At 37.3% G+C, this 26,884-nt stretch carries 22 protein-coding genes; 13 read left to right on the forward strand and 9 right to left on the reverse strand.

Annotation, left to right across the window (positions count from 1 at the left end; genetic code table 11):
* Positions 1-200 precede the first annotated feature (200 nt).
* Entirely contained in the window at positions 201-3,185 is a 2,985-nt protein-coding gene (locus VB715_RS11185; RefSeq protein ID WP_323301283.1) for a M10 family metallopeptidase, read from the forward strand.
* A 13-nt stretch (positions 3,186-3,198) separates the two neighbouring features.
* On the opposite strand, the gene VB715_RS11190 is transcribed toward VB715_RS11185, so the two are convergent.
* From VB715_RS11190 to VB715_RS11205, 4 genes are all read right to left on the reverse strand, one after another.
* Positions 3,199-4,071: a DUF6671 family protein gene (locus VB715_RS11190; RefSeq protein WP_323301284.1), complete on the reverse strand. Its 873-nt coding sequence runs from the start codon at positions 4,069-4,071 to the stop codon at positions 3,199-3,201.
* Positions 4,072-4,201: 130 nt separating this feature from the next.
* Positions 4,202-5,155, reverse strand: coding sequence for a glycosyltransferase family 2 protein (locus VB715_RS11195; protein WP_323301285.1), 954 nt, complete (start codon positions 5,153-5,155; stop codon positions 4,202-4,204).
* Between the two features lie 11 nt (positions 5,156-5,166).
* The gene (locus VB715_RS11200; RefSeq protein ID WP_323301286.1) at positions 5,167-6,714 is read right to left on the reverse strand and encodes a hypothetical protein; all 1,548 of its coding nucleotides are present in this window, start codon (positions 6,712-6,714) and stop codon (positions 5,167-5,169) included.
* 86 nt (positions 6,715-6,800) lie between these two features.
* Entirely contained in the window at positions 6,801-8,465 is a 1,665-nt protein-coding gene (locus VB715_RS11205) for an ABC transporter substrate-binding protein (protein WP_323301287.1), read from the reverse strand.
* A gap of 167 nt (positions 8,466-8,632) precedes the next feature.
* Here VB715_RS11205 and VB715_RS11210 point away from each other — a divergent pair, with 167 nt between their 5' ends.
* The 8 genes from VB715_RS11210 (at position 8,633) to trpA (ending at position 15,241) form a co-directional block, all read left to right on the forward strand.
* A complete protein-coding gene (locus VB715_RS11210) occupies positions 8,633-9,904 on the forward strand; it encodes a GTPase (RefSeq protein WP_323301288.1) in 1,272 nt (423 codons plus the stop codon).
* A gap of 111 nt (positions 9,905-10,015) precedes the next feature.
* On the forward strand, positions 10,016-11,041 hold the full coding sequence (locus tag VB715_RS11215; protein ID WP_323301289.1) for a hypothetical protein: 1,026 nt from the start codon (positions 10,016-10,018) through the stop codon (positions 11,039-11,041).
* Between the two features lie 98 nt (positions 11,042-11,139).
* On the forward strand, positions 11,140-12,867 hold the full coding sequence (locus VB715_RS11220; RefSeq protein ID WP_323301290.1) for a GTPase: 1,728 nt from the start codon (positions 11,140-11,142) through the stop codon (positions 12,865-12,867).
* Positions 12,868-13,009: 142 nt separating this feature from the next.
* Complete coding sequence (locus VB715_RS11225; protein WP_323301291.1) at positions 13,010-13,258, forward strand: DUF2281 domain-containing protein; 249 nt, start codon at positions 13,010-13,012, stop codon at positions 13,256-13,258.
* Between the two features lies 1 nt (position 13,259).
* Complete coding sequence (locus tag VB715_RS11230) at positions 13,260-13,676, forward strand: type II toxin-antitoxin system VapC family toxin (RefSeq protein ID WP_323301292.1); 417 nt, start codon at positions 13,260-13,262, stop codon at positions 13,674-13,676.
* Between the two features lie 142 nt (positions 13,677-13,818).
* Positions 13,819-14,064 carry an NAD(P)H-quinone oxidoreductase subunit L gene (ndhL, locus tag VB715_RS11235; RefSeq protein WP_416336928.1) on the forward strand — a complete coding sequence of 82 codons (246 nt, stop codon included), beginning with the start codon at positions 13,819-13,821 and terminating at the stop codon, positions 14,062-14,064.
* 9 nt (positions 14,065-14,073) lie between these two features.
* Positions 14,074-14,373 carry a DUF3007 family protein gene (locus VB715_RS11240; protein ID WP_323301293.1) on the forward strand — a complete coding sequence of 100 codons (300 nt, stop codon included), beginning with the start codon at positions 14,074-14,076 and terminating at the stop codon, positions 14,371-14,373.
* A 73-nt stretch (positions 14,374-14,446) separates the two neighbouring features.
* On the forward strand, positions 14,447-15,241 hold the full coding sequence (gene trpA, locus VB715_RS11245; RefSeq protein WP_323301294.1) for a tryptophan synthase subunit alpha: 795 nt from the start codon (positions 14,447-14,449) through the stop codon (positions 15,239-15,241).
* Here trpA and VB715_RS11250 read toward each other — a convergent pair.
* Positions 15,238-15,723 (reverse strand): hypothetical protein, encoded by a 486-nt coding sequence (locus tag VB715_RS11250; RefSeq protein WP_323301295.1) that lies wholly within the window; start codon positions 15,721-15,723, stop codon positions 15,238-15,240. The two genes, trpA and VB715_RS11250, sit on opposite strands and share 4 nt — an antisense overlap.
* A 176-nt stretch (positions 15,724-15,899) precedes the next feature.
* On the opposite strand from VB715_RS11250, the gene tpiA reads away from it, so the two are divergent.
* The 3 genes from tpiA to speA all read left to right on the forward strand — a co-directional run bounded on the left by tpiA (position 15,900) and on the right by speA (position 19,813).
* Positions 15,900-16,625 carry a triose-phosphate isomerase gene (gene tpiA, locus VB715_RS11255; RefSeq protein WP_323301296.1) on the forward strand — a complete coding sequence of 242 codons (726 nt, stop codon included), beginning with the start codon at positions 15,900-15,902 and terminating at the stop codon, positions 16,623-16,625.
* Positions 16,626-16,692: 67 nt separating this feature from the next.
* Entirely contained in the window at positions 16,693-17,532 is an 840-nt protein-coding gene (gene folP, locus VB715_RS11260) for a dihydropteroate synthase (protein WP_323301297.1), read from the forward strand.
* Between the two features lie 235 nt (positions 17,533-17,767).
* Complete coding sequence (gene speA / locus VB715_RS11265) at positions 17,768-19,813, forward strand: biosynthetic arginine decarboxylase (RefSeq protein WP_323301298.1); 2,046 nt, start codon at positions 17,768-17,770, stop codon at positions 19,811-19,813.
* Positions 19,814-19,883: 70 nt separating this feature from the next.
* Here the strand turns inward: speA and VB715_RS11270 are convergent, their stop codons facing one another.
* From VB715_RS11270 to VB715_RS11285, 4 genes are all read right to left on the reverse strand, one after another.
* Positions 19,884-20,642, reverse strand: a complete 759-nt coding sequence (locus VB715_RS11270) for a YebC/PmpR family DNA-binding transcriptional regulator (protein WP_323301299.1) — start codon at positions 20,640-20,642, stop codon at positions 19,884-19,886.
* A gap of 43 nt (positions 20,643-20,685) precedes the next feature.
* Positions 20,686-22,155: a DNA phosphorothioation system restriction enzyme gene (locus tag VB715_RS11275; protein WP_323301300.1), complete on the reverse strand. Its 1,470-nt coding sequence runs from the start codon at positions 22,153-22,155 to the stop codon at positions 20,686-20,688.
* A 136-nt stretch (positions 22,156-22,291) separates the two neighbouring features.
* Entirely contained in the window at positions 22,292-22,639 is a 348-nt protein-coding gene (locus VB715_RS11280) for a phage holin family protein (protein WP_323301301.1), read from the reverse strand.
* Positions 22,640-22,673: 34 nt separating this feature from the next.
* A complete protein-coding gene (locus VB715_RS11285) occupies positions 22,674-23,984 on the reverse strand; it encodes a glutamate-5-semialdehyde dehydrogenase (RefSeq protein ID WP_323301302.1) in 1,311 nt (436 codons plus the stop codon).
* 224 nt (positions 23,985-24,208) lie between these two features.
* Here VB715_RS11285 and VB715_RS11290 point away from each other — a divergent pair, with 224 nt between their 5' ends.
* The gene (locus tag VB715_RS11290) at positions 24,209-26,731 is read left to right on the forward strand and encodes a sigma 54-interacting transcriptional regulator (protein ID WP_323301303.1); all 2,523 of its coding nucleotides are present in this window, start codon (positions 24,209-24,211) and stop codon (positions 26,729-26,731) included.
* The last annotated feature ends 153 nt before the right edge of the window (positions 26,732-26,884 follow it).

The raw sequence follows: 26,884 nt of genomic DNA on the forward strand, positions 1-26,884 counted from the left end.
ATCAATTTTATTATAAGTTTTTTTTATCGTCACAGAGGAGAAATAACCCAAAAGTAGCCATTTTCTTTACTTTGTGATTCTATATTTTGAAGTTAACAAATTTAATGATGTTCGTGTCAGTTGTTTGTCTTAGTTTTTGACAACAATAATTCTGCGCGTTCACTTACCTAATCCTTCTAAAAACTAAGGAGCAATTCCTCATGGCAATTCTTACTTCTTTATCTTCAATCGATATCCCGTTGGATAGTATTTTATCCGGTTATGAATGGTCAGTATCTAATGACCGAAAGATTACTTATAGCTTCTATGAAGATGACGTTTTTAAAGGGTCATATTATGGCACTGAGAAGAAGATCAAAGAAGTTAGTAATGCTGTAAAAGAAAACATAAGAGACATTTTTGGCTGGCTAGAAAATGTTATTGATATTGACTTTGTAGAAGTTACAGAGACTGATACAAATACCTTTGGTCAAATCCGTTTTATGAATTCGAGTAGTCCAAATTATGCCTATGCTAATTTTCCCTATAGTTTATCTGAAAAGATATCAGGAGACGTTTATTTTAATACCAAATATGATCGTTTAGGAGATACGAATGGTTTTCAACATGATCCTGGAAAGCATGGTTATCTAACCATTGTTCATGAATTAGGTCATGCGTTAGGATTACAACATACTTTCGACGGTGGCTTAGATGCGGCTTTAGATAATACAGATCACTCAGTAATGACTTACAATTTTACTGGGAAATCTGCGGGAACTTATATGCCCCTTGATATTAAAGCATTACAGAGTTTATATGGGGCTAAAGACTATAATACTGGGGACAATACTTATGTTTTTGGTAGTTACATTGATCAATTTACTGTTAACGGAATCTCACCCCTTATTACTAATAACAGAACCAAACAAACAATTTGGGATTCAGGGGGGAAGGATACCCTAGATTTTTCGGGATTAAATTATCAAAGTAGCGGATTTTCTCTCGACTTAAATCCTGGTGGTCTTCTTAGTATAACTTACACAACTACGACGGATTATGCTACCGCGATCGCCTATGATGTGACGATAGAAAATGTGATAAATTCTAGCAGTAATGATACAATTTATCTAAATAGTGGTGCGAATACCATTAGTGGATATCTGACCAGCAAAACCACAGGCAGTGATATTATTTACTATGGAGACAGTCAAGATACCTTAAAATTAGACTACAAATCCAAGGAAGTTACCAGTACCCAAAGTGGCCAAGATCTGATTTTGGGGTTAGGCAGTAATGGTTCAATTAAGTTAGTAAATTATTATCTTGATCCTGATAATCAGATCAATATTATTTACAGTGATATTAATGTTAATGATAGTGGTATTCCAGATAGTAGCAATAACCAACTTATCATAGAATTGGACGGAACCACCCAAACAGGAATTCTAGAATCCTATGGTAATGCTTCCGTTTACAATGGTAAAAGTTCCCCTCAAGATACCACCCAAGCAATTGTTACCTATTCCTCTGATGGTAACGAGGTGACAATTGACAATAATGGATGGAAACAGTTTTCCCTTGATGATTATAATATTACGGCCAATACTGTCTTAACTTTTGAGTTTAAAAGTACCAAGAAAGGAGAAATTCAGGGGATTGGATTTGACAATGATGATGATGTTTTTAATAATACCAATGGTCTTTTTCAACTCTACGGTAGTCAAGACTGGGGAAATCAAGCCTTTAATGATTATAAATCCAGTGATGGTTGGAAAACCTATACTATCAAGGCGGGGAACTATATTAGCGGAACTTATGATCGTTTAGTTTTCATCAATGATGATGATAAAAAAAGTGGCAATTCCAGTCAATTTCGTAATATTAAAGTTTACAACGTCGATGAATTGGCTATAACAGTTGACAAAAACACCCAAACAGGAATTCTAGAATCCTATGGTAATGCTTCCGTTTACAATGGTAAAAGTTCCCCTCAAGATACCACCCAAGCAATTGTTACCTATTCCTCTGATGGTAACGAGGTGACAATTGACAATAATGGATGGAAACAGTTTTCCCTTGATGATTATAATATTACGGCCAATACTGTCTTAACTTTTGAGTTTAAAAGTAGCAAAGAAGGAGAAATTCAGGGGATTGGTTTTGACAATAACGATGATGTTTTTGATAATACCAATGGTCTTTTTCAACTCTACGGTAGTCAAGACTGGGGAAATCAAGCCTTTAATGATTATAAATCTAGTGATGGTTGGAAAACCTATACTATCAATGTGGGGAACTATATTAACGGAACTTATGATCGTTTAGTTTTCATCAATGATGATGATAAAAACAGTGGCAATTCCAGTCAATTTCGTAATATTAAAGTTTATAACGCCAACGAATTGTCTGTCACAGTTAACGGAATCACTCAAACGACTTCTCTACAATCCTATGGTAATGCTTCCGTTTACAATGGTAAAAGTTCCCCTCAAGATACCGCCAAAGCAATTGTTACCTATTCCTCTGATGGTAACGAGGTGAAAATTGAGAATACTGGCTGGAAACATTTATACCTTAATAATTATAATATTACGGCTAATACTGTCTTAACTTTTGAGTTTAAAAGTACCAAGAAAGGAGAAATTCAGGGAATTGGTTTTGACAATAACGATGATGTTTTTGATAATCCCGATGGTCTTTTTCAACTCTACGGTAGTCAAGACTGGGGAAATCAAGCCTTTAATGATTATAAATCCAGTAATGATTGGAAAACCTATACTATCAATGTGGGAAACTATCTTAACGGAAATTATGATCGTTTAGTTTTCATCAATGATGATGATAAAAAAAGTGGCCATTCCAGTCAATTTCGTAATATTAAAATCAATGAAAGTGGGGGTGAGAATATTCTGACAAACAAGACTTTACCAGAGATGGATTTAACAGGTATTGCCAGAAATCAACCATTAGTTGGACTACAAGAATTAGTTGAGCAAGCAAAGGAAACCCCACCAACAGATACTTTGGACTTAGGGAATAAAACTCAGACCGAGTATAATCAGAATATATTGGCAAGTTTAGCCGCTATTGCGGGGTTGAATAATTCACAATCTGATGTCATCCTAGATCATAACTGTCAAACATCTTTGGATGCAATTTCTGCGGGACAAAATGGCGATACCAGTAATCATATTTTGATCTAAAATCCTCTCAATACTAAGGATTACAATATTGACAATAAGTGGGATCAGCCGTTTTTATCCCATTAGGAAACAATTTTTCTTCTACAAAATTACACCGTTGACAATGATAAATATGTAATAAAATTGATTCTGTTGGAAAGGAACATAAACCACAGGGTAAACCTGGTTTACTGTCTTTAATATTAAACCCAGGACAAGCACATTTAGGACATTGTTGATAAATAGTTTTTACCAAATTTTTGGTTGCTTGTTCAATCACTTTCATGCGTTTTGGGTTAACCATTGCTCGCATATCTGTTTCAATATGAACAGTTTTATTTTGTGATTCTTTCAAAGCATTTTCTACAATCTCAATTAATTGATTTTGAACAGTAATTCCTTTATAAATATGTTGTTTTTCGGTAGTATCAGAAGTTAACATCACCACTAAACCATGTTCAGGAAAACCTACTTTTTCGGCAAATTCTAAGGCTTCTCGTACACTTTTTATTTTTTGATGAGCATGATTAGTTTCTAAGGATAATTCTTGTCCAATAATCTCTAAATTATGCTCTAAATCTAATAATAAAACAATTTCTCGATCGCAGGAAACAAAAGGAAAAGCAGGATGAGGTATAAAACTGCCTTCACTGGCGATAGCTAAGGTTTCTCCTGTCATTTCTAAGGCTTTTTGTGCTTTATATCTTGCGGCTTCAATTTGTGTCCCTAACCGTTGAATATCGCGGGTAAATGTACCAAATTTATCGGTATTAAACTGCTCAGGTACTTGAATATTAACCCCTAATTCTGCTTCAAGAATAGGAGCAATCACCTTTTCTTTTTGGTGCATTGTTGCTACAATTAAATTGCGATTATTAAACCAATATCTAATGGACTCTTGCTGCATTTTATCTCCTATTTTATATAATAAATAAAAACAGAATATCATTGTTATAAAGGCAGGGCGGGTTGCTTTAAGTTATGTCTGAGAAGCACAGAATTTTCTTAAAAAACCACTCCTATAAGTTTAGGCGAGATTATTTATTCAAATCTTGACGACGTAATCTTAACTGAATATCTTCTAACAATTTACGATTGACTGCCATTAAATCAGCAATTAAGCCAAACATCCATAATTGAAAACCAATTAGGATTAAAATAGCCGCTAAAATCAAACTAGGAACCCTTGCTTTTTCAGGACTATTACCAAACACCCCCAAATATAATAATAACCAACGTAAACAAAGTAAAAAGCCAACACTAAAGGGAAAACTCCCCAGAATAGTAAAAAACCGGAGAGGTTTATAGGCCATAAAAATGCGAACAATGGTTAAAATTGAGCGACGAATATAAGCAGGAATACTTTTAACCAAGCGAGAGGGGCGTAAAAATTCATTAGTACGAATGGGAACCGAAGTAATTAACATTCCCTTTTGTCCCGCTTGAATAATTGTTTCTAATGTATAAGTATATTCACTAAAAACATTCATTTGTAAAGCTGCATTACGACTGATGGCACGAAACCCACTCGGTGCATCAGGAATATTAGTATTACTGGCAATTCTTACTACCCAACTGCCCAATTTTTGCAGAAACTTTTTCGCGGGAGAAAAATGTTTAATATCTTGAATTGGACGGGAACCAATGACAATTTCTGCCTCTCCCCTTAAGATAGGTTCAACTAATTTAGGAATATCTGCGGCACAATATTGATTATCTGCATCCGTATTGACAATAATATCGGCCCCTTGTTTTAAACAAGCTTCAATACCCGCCATAAACCCCTTAGCTAACCCTTGATTATGGTCAAAATTAACGATATGATCAACCCCACAAGCTTTGGCCACTGCAACAGTTTGATCGAGACTACCATCATTAATAATTAACCATTCTACCTGGTCAATCCCTGGTATTTGACGAGGCAATTCAGATAAGGTTAATCCGAGGGTTGCTTCTTCGTTATAACAAGGAATTTGAATAATTAGTTTCATGGAATTAATCCTTATCCATTTTCTTCATTGTCCATTATCCATTGTTCTTGGTCAATAGTTTGTAACCAACCCCAACGTAATATCCAAATTCCTAAAATAATTAGCAGAAGGGCCACAAAAAAACCCACCCAGATTGGAATTCCCGCCGCCGGAAGAACCCACCACCAAACCGCCACAATTTTGAGTAAATCTGAATTAACAATATCTCCTGCACCTGGGGGGCCTCCCACATTATTAAGCACATCTTGAACATTATTACTAAAAGCATCCCCTAATTGATTAAAAGCAGCAGCCCAACCATTAAATAAAGGAGAAACTAAAGGATTACCCCATAAGTCTAAAACAGCGAGTAGCTGAGCCGTGCCTTGACTTTCCATTTCGGCAAAATAACGTTGATAATAAGCCACTAAAGTCGGGGCATTAAAAAACAAACCCAAGAAAGTTAATCCTAACAATAAATCCCAGCGTTTCTTAGGAATTAAAGCCGTTAAAGCTAACAAACCAGGTAACACCGGAACCAGAAATCTTGGCCCCCAATTCCAACCCCGAAACGCCCAAAAAGCATGAAGTACCCAATAGGCTAAAAATACTCCGGCAACTAACCAAGTTTCTAGGGGTTTGATGCGTAAACCTCGACGAAATCCCCAAATTGCTAAAATAGTGGGGGGACAATACCAAAACAAGCCCCCTCCTGTCCCTGGACTTAAGAGCAGACCAATTAACCGTTCAGGCATTCCTGTTAATTGAAACCTTTCACTATCCTGGCCAGTAGTAAAGAAACTTTCAAACCGCAAAAAATTATAACAAAGATATAAAAATACACCGCCAGCCGTTCCAATTATCGGCCCCAGAATTATCCGCCAAGGATACTTTTTCAAGAAAAAATAAGCTGAAAAAATCGGCCCCAAAATAATTCCTGCGGGTTTAGCCAGAATAGAAATTCCTGACAAGATACTGGCCCCTGCGTGTTCCCGGTAATCATTGCCCATACCCCAATACAACATTAAAGCTGTGACAAAAGCCAGTACAGGTTCCGCAAAAAACTCCCGTGAATAAACAAGGGCAATCGTCCCAAAAGCAAAGGCTAAGGCAGCCAAATAAGCCCCCTTTTTACTACTACCTAATCGTAAGGCAATTAACGCCACTAAAGAGGCTGTGATGGCAGTTAAAATTACTGATAAAAGTAAGGCGCAAACTGTGGCAGCATAGCGAGTCGGAACATTAAATAAAGTGCCTAAAAATAAGCCAATTGCCACAAAGGGGGCTGCTAAAATCGAGATTAAAGGGTAACGCATAGCAAAGGTTTGTCCTCCCCTTCCCACAATTCCTGCTGCCCCTTCAGGCAGTGCAAAACTCCCTTTGGTGACTAAAGAATGGGATACCCAAAACATTTCTGTGCCATCAATTCCCCAAATACCAGGTTTGAGAAAGGCTAAATAAATGAGTCCAATACCAACCCCTAGGGCGATACTCATCTTAAAAATTTGTCGATTTGATGTTTCTTGATTCATAGGGGAACGTTTAGGAAGTGTGGGAGGTGTGGGAAGTGTGGGAGGCAATTATTACTACTTACTTCCTCCTTTTTAGCAGTGTCTACAATGGGTCAGCCTTTGAATGTGTATGCCATTGTTCCCTCCTGCCGAATTCAAGGTTGAGTAGGACGATTAATTGTCCAAAAAGGAAAAGTTTGACTAGGGTTAATAGTAACGCCATTGACTCCATTTTGGGCAAACGCATATTCTTTGGTTTGCCAGAGGGGAATATAGGGGACATCTTCAGCGAGAATTGTTTGGATTTCTGCGAAGATTTTCTGGCGTTTTTGGGGATCGGATTCTTGGCGTTGTTGAGCAATTAATTGATTAATTTGTTCATTGTAATAAAAAGAACCTTGGGCTTGGGAACCCCCTTCAGTGCAACCTTTTTCCGAGGAACCTTTGGCACAGTCTAGGAAGGGATAAATATAATTATCTGCATCTAAAAAGTCGGGATACCAGTTAGAAAGGGTTGATTGATATAAGCCTTGGCTCAAATTTTTAAAGAAGGCTGCTGAGGCAATACTATTGGGTTCAAATTTCAACATTCCCCCCAAATCTCGATCAGCTAAATTTTTGAGAATGGCGGCCACTTGACTAGCATTAACGGAACCGGAAGTGTGCCAAATTTCAACGGTAGCGGGATTTTGGGCGGAAAACCCGGCATCTTTAAGCAACTTTTGGGCTTCTTCTTTGTTGTTATCCCCATAACGATCTTTAAAGACGGGTTTAGATGCTTCAAAAGTCGTAGGAATCAGACTATATAAGGGTTCGCCTTGACCTTTTAAAATACGATCATTGAGTAATTTACGATCCATAACAGAGGCGATCGCTTGACGGACGGGTTTTTGTTTGACAAATTCTGCATTAACATTTAAGGACATAAAAGCAGTAGCCGTTCCTGGGGTTTCGATCACTTGTCCTTTCCCTGCGGTTGCGTCTTTCTGTAACTGTTCTATTTGTTCAGCAGTTAAAGATTGATAGGCCACATCAACAGCTTGAGTGCGAAAGGCATTGAAGAGGTTAGCGGGGTTAGTAGGATAAATTTGGAGGTCAACTCCTTTATTTTTCGGTTTTTCTCCCCAATAGTTCTCAAAAGCCTCTAATTGAACGGAATCACTGCTAAATTTAGTTAACTTATAAGGGCCAGTACCAATGAGATTATCGGGTTTAAACTTGCCTTGGCCTATCTCATAAGCTTGAGGAGACACGGCACAAGCACCAGGAAAGGCTAGAAGGGCAGGGAAAGCGGAGAAAGGTTCTTTTAGGGTAATAGTCAGTTCAGAGTCTCCTGTCGCCTTTACTGTGTCGATAGTGTCAGCTAACAGGAAGGAAGGTTTACCCCCATTTTTCATAAACCGTTCTAAAGAAAAGGCCATGGCCTCGGCATTAAAAGGGGTTCCATCATGAAAGGTAACACCTTGTTTGAGGGGAATGGTATAGGTTAGCCCATCCGCACTCACTTTAGGCATTTCTGTGGCTAATTGGGGCTTTAAATTGGTGGTTCCCAGTTCGTAGGTGTAGAGGGTATCACTGAGATTATAAATTACCATAAGTCCCGCCATTTCGTAGCTATCGGCGGGGTCAATGGTACGGGGTTGGGAAATTGTGCCAATGGTAATGCGATCGCTTTTCGTCTGAGAGGTGGGGGGTGGGGTTGTGTTTTGTTGTTGGTTACAAGCAACCGTTAGCACAAAACAAAGGCTAAACAGTGTGATAAAAGTTCCTATCTGACGTAATCTTAATCGTTTCCAAGGCCAAGAAAACCCGTTAATCATCGTATTCTATCGTTAGGGTACACGCTACTTTTTGCTGACTGACTAAAACAGTATAAGGTTTCTAGGGAATTTTGACTCCTGTGTTAATTGAGGGAGAAAACATGGGAATACTGAATTCAGACGATTAAATCACAATTGTTATACGGGACTTTAGGGAAACTGTAAGTATGTCTGACTCAGTTAATTCTACTAATGGAAAACTGGACTATTCTTTGTTGTTACTGACTCATTTAATTTCTGCTGATCAGCAGATTCATAATAAGGAGTTACAATATTTACAGCAAATCGAAAATTCTCTGATGATAGACCCATTGACAAGGGAAGAAAAGGAGAAGATTTTATCTCAAGATGAAACGATGTTATCGGTTGAAGCGGTAGCGAAACAAGTATTAAAAAGTCAACGAGATCGCTTGCTCAAACAATTATTAACTCTTACTCATATTGATGAGTTCTATTCGCCTCTAGAACATCAGATGATTGAGAAAATAGGAAAAATATGGGGGTTGGATGAGCTAAAAATACAATATTTACTTGATAGTTATTCTTCTCAGTTTTCTCATCAAGTATTTTCTGAAGATAGAACAGATTTAAAAGGCATCTTAGGGAATGATCCAGCTTATCATAAGGCCCTCGATCAATGTGCTGAAATTGCCAAAGAAGATTATAAATTTACTAAATCAGCCTTAAAGCAAACTCAAACCATTCTTGAACAGTTAAGACAGGGAATAAAAAGACAGCTTAAGTCTCATCAAAGTTATGATGAGCGAGGACAAGGAACAACTGAAAAGGAAGTAATTAAACAATTAGAAGGAACTGAAGAATTATTAAATAATGAAATTATCAAAGCAACGAATCAAGTTGTTGAGTCTCTCCATGCAAAAGAACGGGCCCTTAAATATTTTACCATAGCTTTTATGGGCAGAACTAAGGCCGGTAAAAGTACCCTTCATGCCATTATGACTGGGGAAGGTTGGGAGGGAATAGGAGTGGGTAAACAGCGTACAACTCGTTTAAATCGTGTCTATGAATGGCAAAATATTCGGATTATTGATACTCCTGGAATTGGCGCACCTGGGGGTAAAAGTGATGAAGAAATTGCTCAAACTGTTATTGATGAAGCTGATGTTATTTGTTATGTTGTCACCAATGATAGTATTCAAGAAACAGAATTTCAGTTTCTCCAACAGTTAAAAGAAAAGGCAAAACCTCTGATTGTTTTACTCAATATTAAACACAATTTACGAGATGATCGACGGTTACAACATTTTCTACAAAATCCTGATAAAGTTTTTGCTAAAGAGGGAAAAAATGGCTTAGAAGGACATATTTCAAGAATTCGCCGCTATGCAAAAGAGCATTATAGTAATGATTATTTTCCTATTATTCCTGTCATGTTATTAGCGGCGCAAATATCTCAGGAAACTTATGATAAGAAGTAACAAGAAGCACTGTTAAAAGCGAGTCAAATAGACAAATTTTTTACAGCTATTCGTGAATCAGTGATTGAGTATGGAGTTATCAGGCGATCGCAGACTTTATTAGGCTCAACTGTGGGAAGTATTGAACAACCAAATCAATGGGTAAATCAACAATTACAAGCTTATCAAAAACAGATTAAGATTATCACAAGTCAGTCAAAAACTATTGAAAGAGATCTGAACAAATCTCAGAAAGATACTAGGAATTTTTTACAACAACGAATTGAAGAAATTTTTCAAAAAGCATTTGAAGTAATTCCTTCTTTTGCCGAAAATTATTGGGATGCTGATCAAAATAAATTACAGAAAGAATGGGAAAGAAAACTGAATGAAATTAAATTTGATCAACAACTCAAAAATGTTTATCAACAAGCTAATCAAAAATTCAATCAAGAGGTTAAAGAAACATTAGAAGAAATTGGACAGGAATTAAAAATTATTGCTAACTTAAAAGGTAATAAATTTCAATTAAATCAACAAGATTCTGAAACTTTTACGAAAGATTTATTAAAAATAGGAGGAGGTGTATTAGGAGTAGCAGGTACAGTAATCGCATTATTTATTCCTCCTGTTGGTATTATTATGGGAATTGGTGGTGCTTTGATTAATTTATCCGGTGGATGGTTTAAATCGAGAGATCAGAAAAGAAAAGAAGCTGTACAAAATATCCGTATTGCTTTAGAAAGTCAACTTAAATCACAACAGGAAGACATGATTAAACAATCGCAAAATGAGTTTGATGATAGCTGTTCTGATATTGTAAAAAAAATCAATAATTACTTCCAATCTTTAAAGCAAGCATTAGAAGAAATTGATGCACAATTTCAACAAGCAAGTAACAATTTAGAAAAACCTTATGATTTTCTAAATCGTGCTTATGGTAAACGAATTATTGATTATTGTCTAAAAGAATATCAACCTTTAACTGAAGCTAATATCAACACAGATTTAGCTAAGTTTGAACGAATATTTGGTAATAAAATAGAAATTAAAACCAAAAAATTTTTTGATTTTAAAATTAGCCAATCTAAACTTGAACAAATTTTACAAGAAGAAATTACCATCACCACTTTAACTGGAGAATCATTACTAATGTGATTTGATTTCTTGTTTTTTCTTCTTTAAATTTTAACTTAACTCAAGCTTTTCCCTAACCAAAATCACTCACTTTCTATTCACTAACTGAGGAAAATTCCATGACTGCTAATTCAACTTTTAAAGCTGCTGCGATCGCTCATCATTTTGAGACAACAATCACTAAATTTCGTGACCTCTTAAATACTACAAATCAAGTAGAAATCAAACAAAAACTTGATCAAGAATTAAAACAACATCAAGAACAAAGTTTTCTAACTGTTGCTTTTGTGGGACAATATAGCGCAGGTAAATCTACCATTATTTCTGCATTGACGGGACGACGAGACATTAAAATTGATGCTGATATTGCTACAGATAAAACCACATCCTATGATTGGAATGGGATTAAAGTAATTGATACTCCTGGACTTTTTACAGACCGCAAAGATCACGATCAAATTACTTATGAAGCTATTCATAAAGCAGATTTATTGATTTTTTGCCTCACTTATATGCTGTTTGATTCTATCACAGTAGAAAACTTTAAAAAATTAGCTTATGATCAAGGATATGCGTGGAAAATGATGCTTGTCATCAATAAAATGTCAGATGAAGCAGGAGACGAACAAGAAAAAATAACCAACTATAGTCAAAGTTTAGCAGAAGCATTGAAACCCAATTCCCTTGATAAGTTTCCTGTCTGTTTTATTGATGCAAAAGACTATTGTGATGGAATTGATGAAAAAGATGATTTGAGTTTAGAAATTAGTCGTTTTTCTACCTTTATTGATCAATTAAATAACTTTGTACAAGATAAAGGTTCCCTTGCTCGTTTTGATACCCCCGTCAGAATTTCTCTTAGTTATGTTGATGAACTACAATTACAGTTAATGCGAGACTCTGATGAAGATTCTGCCTTTTTTCAAATTCTTGATCAATTATCTCGTAAAGTTGGCAAAGAGCGCAATAATTTACGCACTCAAGTACAAAGTATTATTCTAAGACTGACATCAGTGATTTGTACTGAAGGCAATAACTTAGCAGCCGCAGTTGGAGATGAAAATTTTGAAACTTTAAACTTACAAGCTGAATTAAATGTTCAGAAATACTACGAAAAAGCAGAAAGTGAATTACAAGAAACTTTTGAGAATGCCATTCAAGAAATTCGTGATGCAGTCAAGGAACTATTAGAATCTGACTTAGCTCAAACCTTTTTTACTTACCTCGAAAATACTTTCTCTCTCAATCAAAAAAATCCTAATAATGGGATTAATGTTCAACAACTCAAAAATCAATTCAAGGGTCTAGAAATAATTGCCATAACCGCAGGAATTAAACTCTCACAAATGGCAACTCGAAGCTTTATGAATACTGCTAAGTCAGGATTCCTTCGTGGAATAGATGTAGCAGGAGGTGAACTACATCAAGGAGTTTTAGCCGTCGGAAAATTTGTCGGATTTAAGTTTAAACCTTGGCAAGCTGTGGGGGTTGCCAAAAATATTGGCAATGCTGCTAAATTTCTTGGCCCAGTTTTAGGAATTGTTGCTTTAGGAATGGATGTCTTAGAAATGCAGCAAGAAATGCAACGAGAAAAACAAATGTCTGATTATCGTCGTGAGATTACCAGTACCTTTCAATCTGTTGCTAAAGACTTAGAACATCAAATCCAAAACCAACTCCATGAATTTGAGCAACAAGTTTATCATGAAATAGAGAAACAAATTAACCAAGTCCGTCAACAACAAGAAGAAGCAGTATCTACTTCTAATGTAAATGTTAAACAATTAACAGCAATTCGCCAAGAATTTAACTCAATTTTACAGGAAATTAGTGACACAGTGAGTTAACCGTTAATAACATTAGCCAAGTTAAAAATGTAGAGACGTTTCATGAAACGTCTCTACTACAACATGATAAAAATTTATGTTTGAGCGTTTAATTTACTGTCAATTTTAGCTAGAATAACTGTAAGTATAGAAAATCGTGGCCATGACACAAACAATCACCCCAGAACAAACTTTATTAGAACAATTTAAAACCCTCACCCCTCAACAGCAACAGGAAGTGATTAACTTTATTGAGTTTTTGCAGTTCAAAGCTGAAAAATCAGAAACTCATCAAGAAGAAAAACAAATTTCCGCTTTAGAGTCAGCAGGGGACTTAGTAGGATGTCTTGACAGTGGAAAGGGAGATTTATCTTTAAAAAAGAAAGAATTTAAAAAGAAAACTTTAAAATAATATGCAAAGTAAAATTATTCTAGATACGGGAGTTTTAGTGGCTATTCTCGACAAAAGTGATGATTTTCATCCTTGGGCAGTTCAACAATGGGAAAATCTTGCTAAACCTTTATTAACTTGTGAAGCAGTTATTACCGAATCTTGTTTTATTTTACAGGATGTTTATGGCGGTGAAGACGCAATTATGAAATTAATTGAACGTGGAACAATTACTATTGATTTTTGTTTGAATACAGAAATTAAATCGATTCGAGAATTAATGAACCGTTATCAATCTGTCCCCATGTCTTTCGCTGATGCTTGTTTAGTGAGAATGAGCGAATTAATTAACAACAGTATTATTTTAACCTTAGATAGTGACTTTTATATTTATCGTAAGCATAGAAAAGAAACAATTAATTTAATAATTCCTAATTAATTTAAGAATCAATTAATCTAATCATTCCCAAACCAAACCCTTTAATCAATCTATAGACAACTCCTAACTTAGTAAGCCCAAAGGGTTTATTATTTCAGAAAAAAATTCTACCATAGAGAACGTAAACCTTATTATTGGCATTATGGACATCACCGCCTTACTTTCCCAAGACACCCTCTTAGTTGCCCTCCTCTACCTAAGTTTAAGTGTTCTCTACTTGCTGGTAATGCCTGGATTAGTTTATTTTTACCTCAATAGTCGCTGGTATGTGGTTAGTTCCTTTGAACGGGCCTTTATGTACTTCCTGATGTTCTTCTTCTTCCCTGGAATGCTTCTATTAAGTCCATTTTTGAATTTTCGCCCCAAACGTCGTCAATTAAACCCCTAAAACACTATCATGAGACGTATTGATGTCATTGCCATTAGTTTAGGGATATTCGTGGCAGGAGGGGTCATTTACCTGTTTTTTCAAGCAGTCGGACTTGATAACCTCTCCGCAGGTATCTGGAGTCAAGCATTATTAGTCGCAGGTGTTCTTGGTTGGACGCTTACCTATCTATTTCGGGTAATGACTAAAAATATGACTTACAATCAACAACTGAAAGACTATGAAGATGCAGTCCTGCAAAAACGACTCGATGAAATGACCCCCGAAGAACTGGAAAAACTGCAAAAAGAGATCGAACAAGAACAATAAATCTTAAGGATGGGGGAATGGGGCCAAACTCAGGTTAAATTGATAATTGATCATTGACCTTGAATAATTACTAATGACATCGGTTTCTGAGTGTTTTCAATCCCTACGCGATCGCGGACAATGCGCCCTCATTCCCTTTATTACTGCAGGTGATCCCGATCTCGAAACAACGGCTAAGGCCTTGCGTCTTCTGGATGCGTCAGGAGCCGATATAATCGAATTAGGGGTTCCTTATTCCGATCCTTTGGCAGATGGCCCCGTCATTCAAGCGGCCGCTACCCGTGCCTTAGGTCGAGGAGTAACCTTAGAAGATGTCTTAACCCTGGTCAAAGACGTACAACCAGATATTAAAGCCCCGATCATTCTCTTTACTTACTATAACCCTATTTTTTATCGGGGAATTGAAGCCTTTTTACAGCAAATTAAAGCTGCTGGAGTCCAAGGGTTAGTCGTGCCAGATCTCCCCCTAGAAGAAGCTGAAACCCTCCTTAAACCCGCCTCAGAGATAGGAATAGAAGTCACCCTCTTAGTCGCCCCTACCAGTCCCCTAGAACGTATTCAAGCGATCGCCCTTCAGTCCCAAGGATTTATTTATTTAGTCAGTGTCACAGGTGTAACCGGAATGCGGACTCAAGTGGCCACCAGGGTCGAAGAATTAATCGTTAGTCTTCGCAGCGTTACCGATAAACCCATTGGGGTTGGATTTGGCATTTCTGAGCCGCAACACGCCTTACAGGTCAAGAATTGGGGGGCTGATGCGGTAATTGTCGGTAGTGCTTGCGTAAAACGGTTAGCCCAAGGAACCCCCGAAGAAGGGTTAAAAGCGGTGGCTGAATTTTGTCAGAGTTTGAAACAAGCAATTAATTAGTTGTTTGGTGGGTTTTCTAGGGGAATTGTCCCCCTGATTTCATAAAAATAATCTGTTCCCATTACAGCGACTAACAGTTCCGCGATTTGTGTTCCGGCCGCTGCTTCTGATACCTCAGCAAAACCATATTTATCTGAGATTTCCCAATTTTTGGCAGTTGGGGAACGTCGGCACTTAAATCGGCCTAATCCATAGGCAATTTCAGGAGAAGAATGATAACCATTGACTTGGCCATTCTTGTTTGATTGCTGACAAAGTTCACGAATTTCTGGGTACAGATGCACCGGGATAGAAGTCACATCCCCACGACGCAATAACCAATGGAAGAAGAGTTGCCAATGCCAAGGAAGCCCCAAGGCTAAAAAACAGATAAAAACTAACACAAGTAGGGAAGTTCCCCCAAGCCAGTAAACCGATTTTAGCTGGCTTTGTCGTTGCTTTTGCTGAAGTTTTTCGCTTAAATCCAGGTGTTTAAGTGTCATTAACCTTGCTGTGGGTTAGCTTATGAGGAATAAGTCTTTCCATTGTAGAAACCTCTGGTTAAAAAATGACCAAGAGACCACATCCCTCATTTGAAAACCCACTGGTCAGAGATCCCCCATTAGCATTACACTAGAAGTTTGCAAAATGATGTTGACGTGGATTATTGAAAGTAGCTGTGGGAAAAATTATCATTGCGGGTAACTGGAAAATGCACAAAACCCAGGCCGAGGCCCTGGAGTTTTTGACGGTATTAAAATCCAAGCTAGAAGATACGGACGAAGCGCGGGAAGTAGTCCTCTGTGTTCCCTTCACCGTCTTAAGTATCCTCTCTAAAAGTCTCCATGGGGGACTGGTTCGCTTGGGGGCCCAAAACATCCACTGGGAAGACCAAGGGGCCTATACGGGAGAGATTTCTGGGGCTATGTTAACAGAATTGAGTGTTGATTATGTTGTTGTTGGTCACAGTGAACGCCGTCAATATTTTGGGGAAACGGACGAAACTGCGAATTTACGGGTCATAGCCGCTCAACGTCATGGGTTAAACCCGATTCTTTGTGTGGGAGAAACGAAACAGCAACGGGACGCAGGGGAAGCAGAAAGCGTCATCATTAACCAGTTGAAACGAGGTTTAGTTGATGTGGACCAGAGCAAGTTAGTCATTGCTTATGAACCGATCTGGGCCATTGGGACGGGTGATACTTGCGAAGCATCAGAAGCTAATCGCATTATTGGGATTATTCGGGATCAATTATCGAATAAAAATGTAACAATTCAATATGGTGGTTCTGTTAAACCTGATAATATTGATGAGATTATGGCTCAATCAGAAATTGATGGGGTTCTCGTTGGAGGTGCGAGTTTAGATCCAGTGGGATTTGCTCGTATTATTAATTATCAATAGCCTTGAGAATGGTAGGGGTCAACATCAGTTGGCCTTTATTTTTTTGTTTTTAATTGATAATTGAAAAATGCACAATTTAATGATTCGTGGTCATTGTTTTGAGTGGGGAAAACGCACTTATTTAATGGGAATTTTAAATGTTACCCCTGATAGTTTTAGTGATGGGGGTGAATTTAATAGCCTAGAAACCGCTTTAAATCAAGCTGAAACGATGATTAATGTAGGGGTAGATATTATTGATATTGGGGGACAATCTACCCGGCCTGGTGCAGAAGAAATTTCCTTGGAAGAAGAGTTAAATCGGGTAATTCCTGTTATTAAAGTTTTGCGTAAAACCCGTTTGATTCCTATTTCTATTGATACCACAAGAGCAGCAGTTGCAAAGGCTGCAGTTGAAGCAGGAGCGGATATTGTTAATGATATTTCTGGGGGAACTTTCGATAATAAAATGTTTTCTACTGTAGCAAGTTTAGATGTTCCTTTAATTTTAATGCACATTCGGGGAACTCCTAAAACAATGCAAAATAATACTAATTATCAGGACTTGCTTGCTGAGATTTATCAATGGTTACAAACTCAACTAGAGAAAGCCATAAAAATTGGAATAGATCAACGTAAATTAATTATTGATCCTGGTATTGGTTTTGCTAAAAACCACCAACAAAATATCGAATTATTACGGCATTTATCTGAATTTAAAGAGTTACAATGCCCGGTTTTAGTTGGGGTTTCTCGTAAGAGTTTTCTTGGACACATTCTACAACAAAATGACCCTAAAAAACGAGTCTGGGGAACAGCGGCCGCTTGTTGTGCTGCGATCGCGGGACAAGCTGACATCCTACGGGTTCATGATGTCAAAGAAATCAGGGATTTGATCCAGGTAGCGGATGCAATTTGGCGCAGTTGAGTATTTATAGCATGAAAAGCTTAATTATGCTATATTTTTCTGTTTTTTTAGAATTTCTATTGATTGAGTGTATAGAAAAAAACAACTTTTTTTAAATTCAGGGAAAATATAAATAAATTGCTATGTTTTGGGTTTTTTGTTTCCCTTTAGCCATTATAGTTTAAAAGGTGCTGAGTGACCCCCACCTACTTTAAATTCTATTCAAAAGATTAAACCGTCAAACAGGAGTAATTTAATGGAAAAAATCAAGATAGAAAAAGCGACGACAAAACCAACAGAATCTTTAAAAAAGCTAGATATTTTTAAGGCTTGGACAATAGAAGATAGTGAGAATTTATATCGAATTAATGAGTGGGGAAATCCCTATTTTTCGATTAATGCTGCGGGTCATATTATGGTTTCTCCTCAAGGCGAACGCGGCAGTGCTTTAGATTTATATCATCTCATTGAAGGGTTACGTCAACGCAATATTGGTTTACCTTTATTGATTCGTTTTTCTGATATTCTAGCAGATCGTCTCGAACGATTACAAGCCTGTTTTAATCGCTCAATTGCTCGTTACAATTATGCCAATGTTTATCGGGGTGTTTATCCAATTAAATGTAATCAGCATCGCCATATTATTGAAGCTATTGTTAACTCTGGGAAGCCCTATAAATTAGGCTTAGAAGCAGGTTCTAAACCAGAATTGATGATTGCTTTGGCCACATTAGATCCCCAAGAAAATACACAAAATGATCCCGCTTTATTGATTTGTAATGGATATAAAGATCGAGAATATTTAGAAACGGCTTTATTAGGGAAGCGTTTGGGCCATTATCCTATTATTGTCATTGAACAGTTAAAAGAACTGTATTTAACCCTAAAAATTAGTCGTAATTTAAACATTAAACCCATTTTAGGGGTTCGGGTTAAATTGTGTACAAAAGGATCGGGACGTTGGGGAAATTCAACAGGCGATCGCGCTAAATTTGGCTTAACTATTCCTGAAATTTTAACAGTTATTAAGCATTTACAAGCTCTAGAAATGTTGGACTGTTTACAGTTGTTACATTTTCATATTGGTTCTCAAATTGCTTCCATTGGTGTGATTAAAAATGCCATGCGTGAAGCCTCACAAATCTATGTACAATTAGCCCAAGCTGGCGCGAATATGAAATATTTAGATGTGGGGGGTGGCTTAGCCGTTGATTATGATGGTTCTAAAACGAATTTTTATGCGTCTAAGAACTACAATATGCAAAATTATGCTAATGATATTGTTGCTGCCATACAAGAAGCTTGTGATGGGGCAAATATTGCCGTTCCTACCTTAATTACTGAAAGTGGACGGGCTATGGCAGCACATCATTCTATCCTAGTTTTTGATGTGTTAAGTACCCATGATGTCTCTACCACCCCACCTCCTGCAATGGAAGAGAAAGAAAACTTAATTATTCGTAATCTTTGGGAAACTTATGAATCCATTAGCCTCAAAAATTACCAAGAAACTTATCATGATGCTTTACAATTTAAAGAGGAAGCCATTAGTCTATTTAACTTTGGCTATTTAACCTTACAAGAAAGGGCGAGGGCTGAACAATTATATTGGGCTTGTTGTGGCAAAATAATGAGTCTTATTTGTCATCAAGATTATGTTCCCGATGATCTTGAAGATTTAGAAAAAATATTGGCATCGATTTATTATGTAAATCTCTCTGTTTTTCAATCAGCACCGGATTCTTGGGCCATTGATCAACTCTTTCCTATTATGCCAATTCATCGCTTAGAAGAAGAACCTAAACAACGAGGAATTTTAGCTGATTTAACTTGTGATAGTGATGGTAAAATTGACCAGTTTATTGATCGAGAGGATGTTAAATCCGTTTTGGAATTGCATTCATTAAACATCAAAGAAATTCCTGAATTGCAACCCCAAGCTCCTGAACTATCAAGCTGTTTAAGTATTGCAGAACCCTATTATTTGGGTATGTTCTTAATTGGAGCTTATCAAGAAATAATGGGTAACTTCCACAATCTTTTTGGGGATATTAATGTAGTTCATATTAGCATGAATCCCAAAGGTTATCAAATTGAACATATTGTTAAAGGAGATACAATCAAGCAGGTTTTAGGTTATGTTCAATATGATGGAGATGATTTATTAGAAGCCATCCGCAGACAAACAGAACAAGGGTTACAAGACAACAAAATCACCTTAGAAGAATCGCAACAGCTATTAAAAGATTATGAGGATAGTTTGACTCATTACACTTATTTAGTGGCAGATGAAATCTTTTAGTTAGGTTACGGATGTAGGGGCGATTCATGAATTGCCTCTACATAATTTTTGTTCAGGGCTATTTCATTCTTTAGACTAATATTAATTCTTCTGCTATCTCAAAATTTGCTGTCACATTCTGCACATCATCTAAAGATTCTAAAGCATCCATTAACCGGAGTAAAAATTTTGCTTGATCTGGATCATTTATTTCTATATTATTATTAGGAATCCATCGTAATTCTGCTTCTGTTACGTTAAAATTCTTGTCTTTTAAACTCTGGGTTAATATATCTAAATTTGATACAGACGTAAACACTTCTGCTCCTATCTCTTCCTCATCTGCAAATAATTCATAACTGTCTGCTTCCCCTTCCAGGGAAGCTTCTAATAGGGACTCTTCATTAATTTTGCCTTCTAATCTTACCACCCCTTTTTGGTCAAACATCCAACTCACACAACCCGTTTCTCCTAAATTTCCCCCATTTTTATTAAAGGCTGAACGTAAGTCTGCAGCAGTGCGATTTCTATTGTCAGTAAAGGCTTCTATCAGAATAGCAACTCCCCCTGAGCCATAGCCTTCATAGCGGATTTCTTCATAGATAGTATCATCATTTTCATAGGTTCCTGCCCCTTTAGCAATCGCCCGTTCAATATTATCATTGGGAATACCAGCAGCTTTGGCTTTTTCTATGGCAGTGCGTAGTTGAAAGTTGCCTGTGGGGTCAGGAATTCCATGTCTGGCGGCAACAATAATGCCACGGGATAATTGAGCGAAAGTTTTGCCTTTTTTCGCGTCTACTCTTTCTTTTTGGCGTTTAATATTAGCCCACTTACTATGTCCTGCCATTGCGATTATTCTAACGGGTTGACTTAATCATATTTTACTATATTTAGAGTTGATATTGCTCTTGAATCACCATTAACTTTTGGCTGGCTTCTGCGGAATTTTGGGCTGTTTTAGCAAATTCCATAAACCGTTTTAATTCTTTTCGTAATAGGTTTCGCTCTACTTCCCAGGTTTGACGATCTAAATTGGGTGGCATAACTATCATATCATAAATAATGGCTTGTTTTTTATTAGGATGGGGTCGTAAAACTCGGCCTCTTCGCTGTATAAATTGGTGGGGGTTTCCCGTACTAGCTAAAATCACGGCTTGTTGGATTTCTGGAATGTCTACCCCTTCATCTAAACAACGAATTGCTACTAACCCTTGTAAGTCTCCTCTCTCAAATTGTTGGCGAATTTTTTCCCGTTCTTCTAATGGTGTTTCTGCGGTATAAGTATTGACACGATAGCCTAATTCTACACCTAAAATTCGGGTAACGGCTTCAATTTGTCTTTGATAATTAAGGGTTCCATTGTCTAAATAACCATCCCCACAATAAAAAAGTGTATGTTTGGTTTCTCTGCGAGTTTGCATCAAGTCTCGTAGGGCGGTTAATTTATTTTCTGCTGTCCCAATTAACCGCGATCGCTGCATTAAAAGTGCAGTTAAATTTTCATTGTTTCTCATACTATCATTTTTTCCTAATGCCCAACCAATTCTTTGGGTCAATTTCGCATAGGTAAAGGCTTCTGATTCTGTTAATTCTACAAAGATGGGATAATATAAATAAGAGACTAGGGCTTTCTTTTTAATGGCATCTGACAGAGTAAATTCCGGTTTAATAACGTCTCCAAAGTAATTTAATAAAGCATCGGTTCCTTCTTCATCAAAGTATCTTTCTGGAGTAGCAGATAAAGCTAATCTTAAGCCAATATTTCGAGGTAAACTTATTTCAAAACGAGGGGAACCTAAATGATGAGCTTCATCACCAACAATTAAGGTTTTATCGGGAAAAAATTTTACTTGAGATTGAAAACCTTGATTAATCAAAGTAGAATTAGTGGTTATAATTGTTAAAAATAATTTATTTTGAGTTTGAATATTATATAATTCTACTGACAGTTTACTTTGCCAATTATGAACATTTTCAAAGGCTAAAATTGGCTTAAGATTGAATTTCTGACATTCCCTTTCCCACTGAATGACTAAATGACGATAGGGACAAACCACTAATAAAACTTGTAGTCCAATTTTTTCATATAATTCGGTGGTAATGGCTAAAGCAGTAATAGTTTTACCACTTCCTGTTGCCATTTTTAGCGTTCCCCTTCCCTTATTTTTAAACCAATTAATGACGGCTTCTTTTTGATAGTCTCTTAATTGCATTGATGCTGGAATTTTAGGAATTCCACTAGGAGAAACTTGATAAAAACTGCTTTTCTCCGCAACTCGATAATGACGCGATCGCTTTTCATATTCTTTAACTAATTTATCCCAATCAATCGTTAAATTTATTAGGTTATATTCGTCCATATTATAGGTATTATTATAATTAAATTTTGACTAATGTAGAGGCCATTCATGAATTGCCTCTACCCCTTAATGTAACACAGACTTCCAGTCTGTCACAAGCGTCTTAATTGTGTTACAAAAACATCTCTACAACTGATTAATTTACCCCTCCCACAACCCTCATTAATAAACCATTGACAATACTCAGAAAAACTGAGCCAAACATAGCACTCCAAAAACCATAGCGTAAGCGAAAACCTTGCACTAAAGCAGCAGCTAAACCAAAGACAATGGCATTAATAACAAATAAAAATAACCCTAATGTTATAATGGTTAAGGGAATGGTTAAAAACACTAAAACTGGTTTAACTAAAGCGTTTAAAATTCCAAAAACAATCGCTGCAACTAATGCTTTCCAAAAATCATCCACTTCAACGCCAATGGGTAATTGAGCAATAATTAATAAACTGATAGCAGTGACGAGCCAAGCAATTAATAAATCCATGATACTATCTCCTCAAACAGAAGTTTAACCCTTATTATAATGGTAAATCTTTATGAGTAAAGGATTTGGCATTTTCACCGGAATAAGTGGCTGCAATGTGACCATTTCCTGTTATTTTATACTTATAAGTCACCAACCCTTCTAATCCGACAGGGCCTCTTGGGGGCATTTTTTGGGTACTAATTCCTACCTCGGCCCCAAACCCATAACGAAACCCATCAGCAAAACGGGTTGAACAGTTATGATAGACTCCCGCAGCATCAATTTGGTTCATGAATATTTGAGCATTATTACTATCTTCAGTCACAATAGCATCGGTATGTTTTGAACCATAAATATTGATGTGATTAATAGCTTTTTCTAAGGAGTCTACTATCTTAATTGATAAGATTAAATCACTATACTCTGTTTTCCAGTCTTCTTCCGTTGCGGGTGTAATATTAAGATATTTTAGAGTGAGTTGATCTCCTCTTAATTCGACTTGGTGGGTTGCCAAAGCTTTGGCTATTTGTGGTAAAAATTCTGGGGCAATATCTTGATGCACTAATAGGGTTTCTATAGCATTACAAGCAGCAGGATATTGAGTTTTAGAATCAACTGTGATAGAAATTGCCTTTTCTAATTCGGCTTTTTTATCGATATATAAGTGACAAATTCCATCCGCATGACCTAACACGGGAATATTAGTATTTTCTTGAATAAATTCAACAAATTCATTTGATCCTCTGGGGATAATTAGATCTACATAATCATCTAATTTTAAAAGGCTATGAATTTCTTCACGGGTGGTTAATAATTGTACTGCATCAGGATTAATTTTAGTATTACTTAAAGCTTCTCGAATCACCTTAACTAAAGTTTGACAAGAATTAATTGCCTCTTTACCGCCTTTTAATATGACCCCGTTCCCCGATTTTATCGCTAAACTGGTAATCTGAATTAAAGCTTCGGGACGGGCTTCAAAAATAATTCCTAAGACTCCTAAAGGGCAGCTTATCCGTTTTAAAATCAAACCCTCATCTAATTCTCTGTGCAGGGAAATACTACCCAGAGGATCAGTTAATTTGATAACATCTCTAACCCCTTTTATCGTGGCGTTTAGTTTAGTTTTACCGAGTTTTAAACGGTTATACAAAGGTTTAGGAATCCCGGCGGTTTCTGCGGCTTGACAGTCAGTTTCATTGGCTTGAATAATTTCCTGATAATTGCTTTCTAAAGCTTGGGCGATCGCTTCTATGGCTTGGTTGCGATCGCTTGTTGAAAGTAGGCCCAATTGACGGGCAGCTTCACGGGTTTTTTGAGCAATTTCTGTTAAAGATAATGATTGAGAAGGAGTGACTACCATCGGTCATTAAGATAGTTATTTTTGTGATTTATTAATTGTAACAAGTGACGTTAATTATTGATTTATTTTGCAGACATTCTTAACAAGTAAGATAATTATCATGATTGAATTAGCGATTGGGGAAAAATGTGACAATAAAGGCTATGATAGTCACTAAAGAATCTTGATGACTTGATCTTTAGTTCTCAACAATAGAATTAAAGCAAATTCAAAAAATATTGGCGATGGCTGCTTCCGATTTGATTACCTGGCTAAAAGAACGCACCACCCTGGCTTTATTGAGTACAGAGGTGCTAGAGGCGATCGCGCTTCAGATGAAATTAATTACCATTGAAGCTTCACAAACCCTAGCGGTAGAAGGAACTTCCCCCGAAGGACTATATATTCTCAAATCTGGACGGATTCAAAGTTACGGCAAAGTCAGACCAGAGGTTGGCTTACTCCCAGGGAAAGTGATTAACTTGAGAGCCTTAATTTTAGAGCAATCCGCATCAGAAACCCTCAAAACACTGACTGAGTGCGAATTATGGTGGATTGCCACCCCCGATTTTAAATCATTGCTGGAGCAATATCCAGACATCACTCAAGCTTTCTCCCAACAATTGGCGAAAGAGGTAGAACAATTGTCTGCTGCCTTGAGTTTTGAACAGGAACGACAGACCATTTTACGTCCCTATTTAGTCCCCAAAGTGAAGCGGGGGGTGATTGGCAAAAGTCGCTATGCTGTTAAATTGCGCTCCCAGATTCAATGTATGGCAGATAATCGCCAACCTGTGTTGATTTTTGGCGAAGCGGGCTTACAAAAAGACAATCTGGCGGCCTTAATCCATTTTAGTTCCCCTTTCCGTCGAGAGCCAATTATCCAAGTCAATTGTTCCCAATTGCAAGGGCGTGGTGCCGAGCTATTCGGACGAACAGGAGGAAAATTAAGCTTGCTCGAAGCATTAGGGGAAGGAACGATTATTTTAACCAATCTTCAAGAACTGACACCAGAATTATTAAAATCCATTGCCGAATTACTCTCCACGGGAACCTATCAACCTGTCAGCCGCCAAGGAGAGGCTCAAGGGACTCGCAAAACGAGTCAGGCGCGAATCATCATCATTTCTGAGAAAAAGCTCCCCAGCATTGATGGACTGGTGAAAAATATTATTAAAGTTCCCCCCCTGCGAGTCCGCAAAACCGACATCGAGGACTCAGTTAATTACTACATTAGTTTAATTTGTCGGGGGAGGGGCATTGCCAAAGTAAGTCTGAGTGATGAAGCATTACGGAGGCTGCAAGCTTATGATTTTCCCAATAACTTAAGAGAACTCGAAAATCTCATTCAACGGGCGATTGTACAGTTACAAGGGTATCCAGAGATTACCGAAGAAATTATCTGGCCATCCCAAAGCAAAAAACAGCAATTTCGCTTCAATCTTCTCAATGCCTATCCTAGTTTGCGTCACTTTTTGCGGAGTGAATGGTATCCTGAACGCCTAAATTATGGTTTTACCCTGACTGTCTTTGCTGCGGTCAATATTATCCTCTTTGTCGGGCCGCAAACGCGAGAGCAAAACTTTGCTTTAAATCTTTTTTGGGCCTGGTGGTGGCCCCTGGTATTAATTGGATTTCCCTTTGTGGGACGGCTTTGGTGTGCTGTTTGTCCCTTTATGATTTATGGAGAAGTTACTCAAAAAATCTCCCTTTGGTTATTTCCGCGACAACTCCAAAAATGGCCCCGTCAAGCGGCTGAAAAATCCGGTGGTTGGTTTTTATGGGGTTTATTTACCTTAATTCTCTTGTGGGAAGAACTCTGGGATTTAAAAAATACCGCCTATCTTTCTTCTTGTTTGTTGCTTTTGATTACCGCAGGAGCGATGATTTGTTCAACTATTTTTGAACGCCGCTTTTGGTGTCGTTATTTATGCCCGATTGGTGGCATGAATGGACTGTTTGCCAAACTGTCAATGACAGAATTACGAGCGCAACAGGGAACTTGTTCTGCCGAGTGTAGCACCTATCAATGTTATAAAGGCGGCCCGCAAAAAGGAGAAGGCTTAGAAACGGAGGGTTGCCCCTTATATTCCCATCCGGCCCAACTTGTAGAAAATCGAGATTGTGTGTTATGTATGACCTGTTTAAAAGCCTGTCCTCATCGTTCTGTGGAGTTGAATTTACGCCCTCCTGGAATTGAATTATGGACAACCCATGTTCCTCGAACTCATGAAGTTGCTTTGCTGTTTCTTTTATTAGATGCTATTTTTTTACATCGTTTACCCCAGGTGCAAGCTCAATTGGGAATTTCTGGGGATTTAAATCGATTTGGGATACATTTGGCCATGGCGGTTCTGGCCTTGAGTCTGCCTGTCCTATTCCCTGTAATAATCCATCAAATGATGAGAGTTTTCGTGAAGTTTCAATCAAACCTCAAAATTCGCTCTTTTAAGGAATTAGCCTATGGCTATTTGCCCTTAGTCTTAGCGGGAAATTTGGCTTATTATTTACAAATGGGACTAGGGGAAGCGGGCAGAATTTTACCCTTAACCTTAGCTAACTTTGGGTTTTCAGGAGAAGGGTTGCCTATTTTTGTTGCCCATCCTGCGGTAATTGCTTTCTTACAATCCACCCTTTTAATTTTTGGTGTGCTTTTGTCGATTGTTTTGACGCAAAAAATCGCTAAACTGCCTTTTCGATACTTACTTTTTCAACATTTATGTACGGCAATTTTTGCATTTTGTTTAGGGAAAATCATTCTTACTTAACAAAAATTTCTGGTTCTGGAGTTAAGGAAAAATAAATCATTTTTGACTCTCAAGTTAATCGCTCTAATAACGTTTAATATGGTTTAAGGGAGCTTAGCCCTGGTAGCGATGTTCTCCCTTATAATACCAGGGTGCAAAAATTTACCCTCAAGG

Origin of the sequence: Crocosphaera sp. UHCC 0190 (assembly GCF_034932065.1) — a bacterium.
GTDB lineage: Bacteria > Cyanobacteriota > Cyanobacteriia > Cyanobacteriales > Microcystaceae > UHCC-0190.